Genomic DNA, 8736 nt, shown 5'->3' with positions numbered 1-8736 from the left:
GACTTTTAAAACATCCTCTAAAAGATTCGCTACGAGTGTTTGTGATCAAGGAAGTTCCGCATGATTGGTTATTTCCTCAAGTGCCAGCAGTAGTACATCACGGAGGAGCTAGTACAACGGCGGCAGTGTTACGTGCGGGGACACCATCAGTTACCGTACCTTTTTTTGCAGATCAGCCAGTTTGGGGTGAAAAGCTAACTCGGTTGGGAGTCAGCCCTGCGCCGATACCGTATAAGAAAGTGTCAGATAAAACTTTAGCAGCAGCGATTGAAATCGTACTGGGCGATGAGGTGATGCGGTGTAAAGCCCAGGAGTTAGGCCAGAAGATTAGAGATGAAGATGGTGTGGCGAATGCTGTTGAAGCATTTCATCGGCATTTGGGTTTGATTGAGTAAGTTAATACAACAATTCAATAATGCATCAATGCAATTTAATCAGTATTAATCAAGATAATTACTAAAATACTTTTAGTATATTAATAAATAAAAAATAAAAATAGTAGAAGATAAAAAGCTCTTCTCATATTACTTAATAAACTTAATGTTAAGTATCTACATTAGAAAATGTATCTTAAATATTAATTTTTGCAATGCTAATTATTCCGAAAAATAGTTGTGGTTTAGTTTATCTTGATTACACAAATATAAGCTGCCAACCAATGAGGAAAATTGCTATGTCTGCAAAAATATGGCTAATGTATCCAATCCAAATTGAACGATAATTTAGGTAGCACCATGACCATATAATACCTGCAATAAACACGCCGCAGGAGCATAATGCTGTTGCACGCCAGTCGAAGTAAGCTGCTAAACCAATAATATGGTGAATCGTAAAAAACAGTGCAGACAGTATTACAGCTAAACGACTTGATACTAAAATTTCACACTGACGGTAAACAAACCAACGCCAGACAAATTCCTCAAGCAAAGAGTTAATAAATATCCAATACCCTGCACCTAGTAAATAAATATTAAAACTACTGAATCCAACTAGCCTTGCTCGTTCTCGAACATATTCAGTATCAATCCACCGCCAACCCAATAGCCAATAAACAGTTAAGATAAGAAATAACATTATTAATCCTAATCCAACTCCAGCTAGCAAGTCGGGTCTTTTAGGATATTGAATTTTTATAGCACTTTTATCGACAAAATACAACCAAATAACTGGAAATAATAGAAGCCATACTTTTGATAGTAAAGCTACTAAGTATCCTTCTAATCCGGGTAGGAAGTACAATTGGGTTGCAACACCAATACTTGGAGCTGGCACGAGCAGCATCAGTGCTAGTAATGCCTTTTTGTCTAAGGTTATTTGGAGCATATTAAAATTTTAACCTATCAGAAAATTATAAAAAATAGTATTTAAAACAGCCCACAAATGAACTATAAAATCAGTCTAAAAATTGAATTATGGCATTTGCTATGTTTATTGATTATTGGAATTTTACTGTAGGTTTTGCAAAAAATAATATCCATGCAAATTACCTAATTATGCTAAATGAAGACTAACAATAAACATTCCACACCTACCTTAATGAACATGGCTATTTTGTACCAGAACTAATCAACATTACAGCTACCCCAATAAATCTTAGTATGGAGCTAGAGACTGCTGCGAAACATCCAGTAAATTTGGCAAGTAGTTTTTGGCTTTAGGCAAACTTAACTATCTTGTGATGTAAAGCAGTAGTGCAAAACAAATTGTGCCGCACAATCTACTAATAATTATTATGGTAAATATGCATAAAAACATTTTCTTTAAGGGATTAAAGCTAGGGATATAAATCTTTAGAAACATTGTATTGTAACTATTTAAATAAGGTAATTGGTTAGGTTGACACTCTTGGAAGTGGATACTTCTTAAAAGGATATGTCTCTTAAAAATCAATCTGATTACCTGCTTGCTTATGTGACACTCGCTGTTTTGGCACAGGGCTATTGTATCTAAATTAGTCTTAACAATAACCAAGATTAATATTTAAGCATTCGCTCAATCAAGAATTAGTTTAATGAAATAAGGCATAGTGCCCAAGGTAATGATTGTTTTTACCACCGTACCAGGAAAAATGTCGTGTGTGATCTCACATTTGGATGGTAAGTGTGAGGAATGACGCATTTACCCGAACAATCACCTCAGAACAAATAATTGGCAAGAATGCAGGGCAAAGAGAATTAAAAACTTGGTCTAATTGAAGAAGGCAGGAGACTGATATTTTTTCCACATCAGTTCAATCTGGAAATTCCGTATCATCAGCCGCACGGGTGGGATATTCGGGGAACAAAAGATTTATTACACGCCGGAGGCAGCGTTGCGGATGTGGTTGGAGTGGTTGCGGGATGAACGGTAATGAGTGCGTATATGTGATCCAAGGTCAGCATTAGTAGCAAGAGACAAGTATTGTGGCAATGAAAGCCCTTTTCCCAGAGGAAGACGCTTGCGAATAGGGCTTTTATCGACGGCGCTTGCATTTGATTACGAGTTCGTGCCTTATCCATCTTTTTCAACAATCGCTGTAAGTATAGATGCAATCGCCCTTTCAATACGTTGCCATCCGGACGGTGAACTGAAATCAATTCCTAAGAATGTATCGCTGACTTTGGTACGCATAACCAGATAAACAATTCCAGCAATCAAAACTGCACTGATGGCAGGAATATCTTGATCTGGAGGAAAAGAATACTTCTGCTTGAGAAATCCCAAACTCTCAATTGCCACTTGATCGCGCACACTAGCCAACTCATGGGTTAATTCATTGGCTTGGAGTAATTCCCAACGCATAATTTCTTGAGTAATAGGTCGTTTTTGCAAGTCATACAGGAAGTGCGACAGTAACAAAACCATGCAATCAGCTAAAGATTCAGCATCAACTACTGTTTGATCTGCAATTAGCTCTTGAGTTGTAATCCAGTAGTTACCTTCTTTGCCAAAAGTTTTTAACAGCGAGGGAAGATCCTCAAAATATCGATAAATCAATACTTTATCAACTCCAGCTTCACGGGCGATCGCATTGATTCCTAGTTGTTGAAAGCCTGATTGTGCCAAGAGTTTAGCAACTGCTGCCAAAATACGTGCCTTCGTTTCTTCTTTGTCTCGTGCCATGAATCGTTCTCATTTACTTGTCACCGGCTAGTGACTATGATACTTTGTCACTAGTCGGTGACAAAAAAGATTAAAAATGCCAAAAATTACCTTCGAGTTACAGGTTTATCCCTTTGACATCGATTTCATTGGACACGTAAACAACAGCGTCTATATTCAGTGGATGGAGATTGGACGGACAAAGCTGCTTGAAGCTATTGGAATGCCAATCCAAGAAATTGTTCAGCAAGGATTTGCGCCAGTACTAGTTGAAACGAATATCGTTTATAAGACACCACTATATTTAGGCGAATGTGTGCAGGTAGAAATGTGGATATCACAACTGAAGAATGTATCTGCAATTATGCAGTTTTGTTTTTATAACCAACAGAGAATACTAGCAGCACAGGGATGGCAGAAAGGATTATTTGTAGATAAACAAACGCTGCGTCCAAGGCGGTTAGGTTCAGAAGAACGGTCTTTATTTTTGCCCTATGTGCATTCATCGGTGGATGCTCAAGGTACTAACTTACTGATTAGTGCGCCATAAAACGATGATATTTTTGAGATATTGTTTGGGTTAGTAAGTCCGATTTCGTTTATTGCTCTCGCCCGAATTTGGTCAAACGAAGAATCACTTCTCCTAGCAGTTGGGCTTGTGGTTGCAGCACTAATCTATATTTGCTTTACGATTGAATGCGGGGAAAGCAAATTATCGCTAGTGATCGAAGTCGCTGGTGTCAGAGTTTATGCTGCTTGCCTTATTGAGACTGTCTTATTCAAACTGGTGGTTAATGTTAGGTTGAATGGCTCATTCGCTCTGAGACGAATGGCACTAAAAAACGTAAATCCCTGTTGGTTCTCTAAATTAACCTGCGATGACATCAAGTTTTGAAGCTGGGGCAATCCCTAGTATTTGTTAAAAGGCGATCGCCGCCATTGTATTAGTCTCCGGTATTTCATGACAGCCTTGAGCGCACTTGAGTCTTGGGAGCGATCGCAATCTAATCTATAAGTTGTGCTTCTCTCAATTGTAATCGTTGCCATTAGGAGCAGACAGTTGAATCACCTCAGTAAAACGTGAATACTTAACCGTATCAGTAGGAGGATAATCTGCCGACACTGCAATTAACCCAATTTTGATATCCTCGAAATAAATCACACCCCCAATACGTCCTTCAACTTGGAAAGCTCCATGAAAAAAATGATACGGAGCGATGTAGATTAGCAAACAGTCACTAATCTTTATTGCCCTGTCAAACATCTGCTGACAAGTTTTTTGGAGGACAGCATCTAGATATTCATTATCGGCAGGTTCGCCCAAGTCGGTGAATTCCGGCCAATCCGCAAAATGATCCATGTAAAATAGCCAGATATCGGACAAGTCTGCGTCATTTGCCAATTTCTGCTTAAGTTCTTGCAATCGGTCGATATTCATTGTGTAACAGGTGTACCGTTTAAAGTCATTACAGGATCGCGATCGCAAAGGCTAATATCAGCTTTCCAACGGGAGGGGAATTTTGAATCAATGAAAGTGACTTTAAATCTGCCCCAATGATAGGTAGGTTTACCATCTGCCCCTTCTCTATAGGTATCGCAACGTACTGATGAAGACTTTTGTACCCAGTAGCCATTGTATGAACCTCGGTCATTAAACACTCCTGCTAAACCATCAATGAAGATTACTCCATCGCGACCATACCGCCACACGGCAGTTTTATTACGATCTTCTTGATAAACCACTTTATATTCTTCCGTTTTCCAAACCTCATCTGCTAGAGCTTTTTGAGGCGCAGCAGTGCAAATCAATAAGGCTAAAGTCAGGAGAACATAGTTCTTTTTCATAAAATTGACTTTGATAAATTCAAAATTTGGCATGAATTACGAGGTCAATTTTCTCACAGTTTTATGCGCTTATTGAGAAAATAAGAGGTTTTGGGGCTAAAACGCACATATTACCGCAAGATTAGATTATTTTTGATAGCTCAACTCAAACGTAGCGCTACTACTTCCACCAGGGTTTAAATAACAATGGTGACACCGATAAAAACACCAAAAAAACCGACGCGAGTATAAACGAGGAGGCATCGCTTCCTTGTAAAGCGGTTTTTCCAGAAGCACCCAACCAGGTATAAGCAATCGTGCCTGGAATTACTCCAATGAAGGTTGCAAGGGTATAAATCTTTAGGTTGATTGTGGTTAGTGCCAATAAAAAGTTAATAATATTAAACGGAGCAATCGGAGCAAAGCGTAGAGATAGAACTAAAGAAAAGGGATTGCGTTCGAGTGCTTTATACCATTTTTCCAGCAGTTTATTTTGAGCGAATTTTGCTGTTGCCCAATCTCGAAATAGGTATCGAGTCAGACAAAATGCTCCGACTGCTCCCAATGTTGCGGCTAATGTAGACCAAAGGCTTCCCCATCCCAAACCAAAAGCTACGCCTCCAGTTAATGTATGAATTGTTATCGGCAAACCTAAAACTGTGACCAATACGTAGGTGGAGATAAATAAGGGAACAGCCCAAATACCTAATCTTTGCAACCAGACTGAGAGAATCTCTTGATTGAGTAAATTACGTAAGGGAGTTGTGAAAAAGAGTAAGATTGCACCCAGCAGTAGTAATATCTGGAAATTTTTGCGGAGTAAGTGTTTTAATCCCACGGAGCTACACTCCGTCCTGACTGGTTGGTGAGCGCATCAATGTTTTACGTAATTCCACTGCATGAAAGATACTCAAAATATCACATTGCCAAGTTGGTAACAACAACGTCATGGCAATTTCTTCTAAACTATTGAGCCAACAAAGCGCGATTGCAAACCAAAGAATGTTCGCGTAACCAAAACCAAATAACCCGACTGTCGCCGTAAGTAGAGCTAATCCCCATGCTTTAGCAGTGTAGGTATGGAAACTAGGGAATTTCTGAAACTTAATTAAACTAATTGTGAATAATATTAGTTGGATAGTAATCGCGGATAATAAAGGTACTCGAAAATTGATGATTACTTGGGGATATACCAACCAAATACTGATCGCCACACACAAATACAAACAAATATCAGCCCAGCTATCTGCTTGACGAAGTAGGGCTGTACTAACCTTTAAGCGACGGGCAATGATCCCATCAAAAACGTCTGAAAGTACGGCAATAACATAACCGATGATGAACCAAAAACTGGTTCTATGGTCTAAAGCATCGAGAACTAGTAAAGGAGCTAGAACGAAGCGCATTCCCACTAAAGTAATCGGAAGATGTGATAGTTTTATCATCGTTCCCCACTTTCCTAGCGTTAATTAAACTAGTATAAACACTATAATGATATTGGCAAATTCGCTACAAATATAACAATATTCATAGCAGCACTTTCCACCTGGGTGAGTGTTTGGGGAATGTCAAAGGATATTGTGTCAATTACTTGTGTGGTCATCTCTTTTGTGCTAATGAGTCACCAAACAGTAAGGGCATAAAAGCTCAGTCTTACCACTACCAATATCTTCAACACAGACTAATTGTCCATCTGGAGCTACACCAAATTTGAGCCACATTGTCACGCTTACTCATTAACAGAAAAACCAATCGGGGCTGATAGTAGAAAGTTCAAGCAAGCTTTAAATAATTTGCATATCTGCAACATTTGGCTCAAACTAGTGCTAGTGTACTATAGGATTTCTAATTTAGGATTTAATTTGCTCGTGGCATAGTGCGTGAAAAACGAGACTGTTTGTAGTGGAGCTACCCTTGGGACAAGAATCTGTCGCTAGAACCAGGAAAATAGTTCACGTAGACATGGATGCCTTCTACGCATCGGTGGAACAGAGGGACAACCCTAGCTACCGAGGTAAACCGTTAGTAGTCGGTGGCAGTCCCAATCAACGAGGCGTAGTTGCAGCAGCCAGTTATGAAGCCCGTAAGTTTGGAATTTATTCTGCGATGCCGTCAGTAACAGCAATTGCAAAATGCCCCGGACTGATATTTGTCAGACCAAGATTCGATGTCTATCGAGAGATTTCCACTTCAATCCACGCCATCTTCAAACGCTACAGTGATTTAGTGGAAGGGGTTGCGCTAGATGAAGCATACCTTGACGTTACTGAGAATAGGCAAAACATCCCCTACGCTTCCACTATCGCAAGACACATCAAAACTGCGATTTTCCAGGAAACTCAGTTGACGGCAACCGCAGGCGTGTCAATTAACAAGTCCCTAGCAAAAATGGCATCAGGGCAGAACAAGCCGAATGGGTTGACAGTGATTTTACCGGAGGATGCGATCGCCTTTGTAGAACAGCTGCCGATTGAAAAGTTCCACGGCATTGGAGAAGTTACGGCGGCTAAAATGCATTCACTCGGCATTCACACTGGCGCAGACTTAAAGGAGCGATCGCTGACTGACCTAACACACCACTTTGGTAAAGCAGGTAATTATTACTATAAGATTGCCAGAGCAGAAGATGATCGCCTAGTTGAAGCAAATCGAGTTCGCAAGTCAGTTGGTGCAGAAACCTCGTTTGCACAGGATTTAAGCGATGTAGGTCAGATGTTGCAGGAACTTGAACAGATTGCCCAAATCGTCGAGCAACGGTTAGAGCAGCACGAAACACGAGGTCGCACATTAACTCTAAAAGTCAAGTTTTCTGACTATCATCAGATAACCCGCAGTAAGACAATGCTTGCTCCCATGAGTGAACTATCTACGATTTTTGAGATAGCCAAAGCATTGTTTGAGTCGATTGATCTGGAAAACCGCAGTATTAGGTTGCTGGGCATTTCCTTGTCTAACCTTGATAACGCCAAACAAACCCAAGTTATTCAACTGCCATTATTTCAGAATGGGAACATCATATTTTAGGGTAGGTGTAGTCTGTTCAGACGCTGACAACTCGGTTATTGTCAAAGAGCGAATCAACTCCCGAATCACATCAGTTGCAGGTCTACCTGTACTTGCACAATATTTTTCAAGTTTTTCGCTTTCAACTGATGCGAGATTTATTGTAATTCGTTTGATAGCCCATTTTTTGTTCATGACTTGCCCTAATAATTAAATTTAATGAATTATCTAGACTTTAAATGCCAAGTGCAATACTTAACAAATATATAGATGTTAACCACAGCATACTTGCCGTAAAATCATTTTTAGCATATCCCTCCCCAGAGTATTTACTTGTAGCCCAAAACTTCACTGATAAATTATTTTTATGAACTTTAGGAAATTTGAAATGAGCTTGGATGTTTTGTAAATATTACTAAGTATTTATAATTAATTCTGTCTATGATCGCAACAACCGCCCCCAATAGAATTCCTGCTGTAAAAGAGATAGAATACCCAAAATCACCAATTCCGACCAACCCCCTAAATCTTCGCCTAGCTGTAAAGAAAAAAGCAAATTGACTGGTAATATAAAGCTCTACAATCGGCAATTTTTTGACTGGAAAGATTGATTATGAGCTTTGCTAATAAAACCATTGTTCTCACAGGTGCATCAGCAGGAATTGGGCGAAAGCTGGCAATCTCGTTAGCCCAACAAGATGCAAATTTAGTCTTAGCAGCTCGTAATCAAGAAGAATTAGAACAGACACTGACTGCTTGTACAAATCATACACAGAAGGTGATTGCAGTACCTACAGACGTAACTCATGCCGTTGCTTGCCAGCAGTT

Annotated in this window: 12 protein-coding genes; 4 read left to right on the top strand and 8 right to left on the bottom strand. The window is 39.6% G+C overall.

The window, feature by feature from the left end; genetic code table 11:
- A partial coding sequence (locus A4S05_RS37970; protein ID WP_370684519.1) for a glycosyltransferase occupies nucleotides 1–395 on the top strand: 395 nt, incomplete at its 5' end.
- A 238-nt stretch (nucleotides 396–633) separates the two neighbouring features.
- On the opposite strand, the gene A4S05_RS37965 is transcribed toward A4S05_RS37970, so the two are convergent.
- Together A4S05_RS37965 and A4S05_RS37960 are read right to left on the bottom strand one after the other, a co-directional pair.
- Complete coding sequence (locus tag A4S05_RS37965) at nucleotides 634–1323, bottom strand: CPBP family intramembrane glutamic endopeptidase (RefSeq protein ID WP_069074884.1); 690 nt, start codon at nucleotides 1321–1323, stop codon at nucleotides 634–636.
- 1167 nt (nucleotides 1324–2490) lie between these two features.
- A complete protein-coding gene (locus A4S05_RS37960; protein WP_069074883.1) occupies nucleotides 2491–3102 on the bottom strand; it encodes a TetR/AcrR family transcriptional regulator in 612 nt (203 codons plus the stop codon).
- 76 nt (nucleotides 3103–3178) lie between these two features.
- Here A4S05_RS37960 and A4S05_RS37955 point away from each other — a divergent pair, with 76 nt between their 5' ends.
- Nucleotides 3179–3631, top strand: a complete 453-nt coding sequence (locus A4S05_RS37955; RefSeq protein ID WP_069074882.1) for an acyl-CoA thioesterase — start codon at nucleotides 3179–3181, stop codon at nucleotides 3629–3631.
- A 359-nt stretch (nucleotides 3632–3990) separates the two neighbouring features.
- Here A4S05_RS37955 and A4S05_RS42475 read toward each other — a convergent pair whose 3' ends face one another.
- The 5 genes from A4S05_RS42475 to A4S05_RS37930 form a co-directional block, all read right to left on the bottom strand.
- Complete coding sequence (locus A4S05_RS42475) at nucleotides 3991–4128, bottom strand: hypothetical protein (protein WP_176727234.1); 138 nt, start codon at nucleotides 4126–4128, stop codon at nucleotides 3991–3993.
- Nucleotides 4109–4519, bottom strand: coding sequence for a hypothetical protein (locus tag A4S05_RS37945; RefSeq protein ID WP_069074880.1), 411 nt, complete (start codon nucleotides 4517–4519; stop codon nucleotides 4109–4111). Before A4S05_RS37945 ends, A4S05_RS42475 begins: the two co-directional genes overlap by 20 nt.
- Nucleotides 4516–4926, bottom strand: coding sequence for a hypothetical protein (locus tag A4S05_RS37940; RefSeq protein WP_069074886.1), 411 nt, complete (start codon nucleotides 4924–4926; stop codon nucleotides 4516–4518). Before A4S05_RS37940 ends, A4S05_RS37945 begins: the two co-directional genes overlap by 4 nt.
- A 160-nt stretch (nucleotides 4927–5086) precedes the next feature.
- Nucleotides 5087–5743, bottom strand: coding sequence for a TVP38/TMEM64 family protein (locus A4S05_RS37935; RefSeq protein ID WP_069074879.1), 657 nt, complete (start codon nucleotides 5741–5743; stop codon nucleotides 5087–5089).
- A gap of 4 nt (nucleotides 5744–5747) precedes the next feature.
- Entirely contained in the window at nucleotides 5748–6350 is a 603-nt protein-coding gene (locus tag A4S05_RS37930; protein ID WP_069074878.1) for a CDP-alcohol phosphatidyltransferase family protein, read from the bottom strand.
- 457 nt (nucleotides 6351–6807) lie between these two features.
- Between A4S05_RS37930 and dinB the strand changes: the two genes are divergently transcribed.
- Nucleotides 6808–7929 carry a DNA polymerase IV gene (gene dinB, locus A4S05_RS37925; protein ID WP_256091406.1) on the top strand — a complete coding sequence of 374 codons (1122 nt, stop codon included), beginning with the start codon at nucleotides 6808–6810 and terminating at the stop codon, nucleotides 7927–7929.
- Here dinB and A4S05_RS37920 read toward each other — a convergent pair.
- Nucleotides 7900–8103: a ribbon-helix-helix domain-containing protein gene (locus A4S05_RS37920; RefSeq protein ID WP_069074876.1), complete on the bottom strand. Its 204-nt coding sequence runs from the start codon at nucleotides 8101–8103 to the stop codon at nucleotides 7900–7902. The genes dinB and A4S05_RS37920 overlap by 30 nt on opposite strands.
- 418 nt (nucleotides 8104–8521) lie before the next feature.
- On the opposite strand from A4S05_RS37920, the gene A4S05_RS37915 reads away from it, so the two are divergent.
- The coding region (locus A4S05_RS37915; RefSeq protein WP_141699943.1) for an SDR family NAD(P)-dependent oxidoreductase at nucleotides 8522–8736 on the top strand (215 nt) is incomplete at its 3' end.

It is taken from the genome of Nostoc sp. KVJ20 (assembly GCF_001712795.1).
Taxonomy (GTDB): Bacteria; Cyanobacteriota; Cyanobacteriia; order Cyanobacteriales; family Nostocaceae; genus Nostoc.
This window is presented reverse-complemented; position numbering and strand designations above follow the sequence as displayed.

What these genes read in the sequence shown, in the direction of transcription:
- A4S05_RS37965 (WP_069074884.1), bottom strand. Translation starts at nt 1,323, where the DNA reads ATGCTCCAAATAACCTTAGACAAAAAGGCATTACTAGCACTGATGCTG.
- A4S05_RS37960 (WP_069074883.1), bottom strand. Translation starts at nt 3,102, where the DNA reads ATGGCACGAGACAAAGAAGAAACGAAGGCACGTATTTTGGCAGCAGTT.
- A4S05_RS37955 (WP_069074882.1), top strand. Translation starts at nt 3,179, where the DNA reads ATGCCAAAAATTACCTTCGAGTTACAGGTTTATCCCTTTGACATCGAT.
- A4S05_RS42475 (WP_176727234.1), bottom strand. Translation starts at nt 4,128, where the DNA reads ATGGCAACGATTACAATTGAGAGAAGCACAACTTATAGATTAGATTGC.
- A4S05_RS37945 (WP_069074880.1), bottom strand. Translation starts at nt 4,519, where the DNA reads ATGAATATCGACCGATTGCAAGAACTTAAGCAGAAATTGGCAAATGAC.
- A4S05_RS37940 (WP_069074886.1), bottom strand. Translation starts at nt 4,926, where the DNA reads ATGAAAAAGAACTATGTTCTCCTGACTTTAGCCTTATTGATTTGCACT.
- A4S05_RS37930 (WP_069074878.1), bottom strand. Translation starts at nt 6,350, where the DNA reads ATGATAAAACTATCACATCTTCCGATTACTTTAGTGGGAATGCGCTTC.
- A4S05_RS37920 (WP_069074876.1), bottom strand. Translation starts at nt 8,103, where the DNA reads ATGAACAAAAAATGGGCTATCAAACGAATTACAATAAATCTCGCATCA.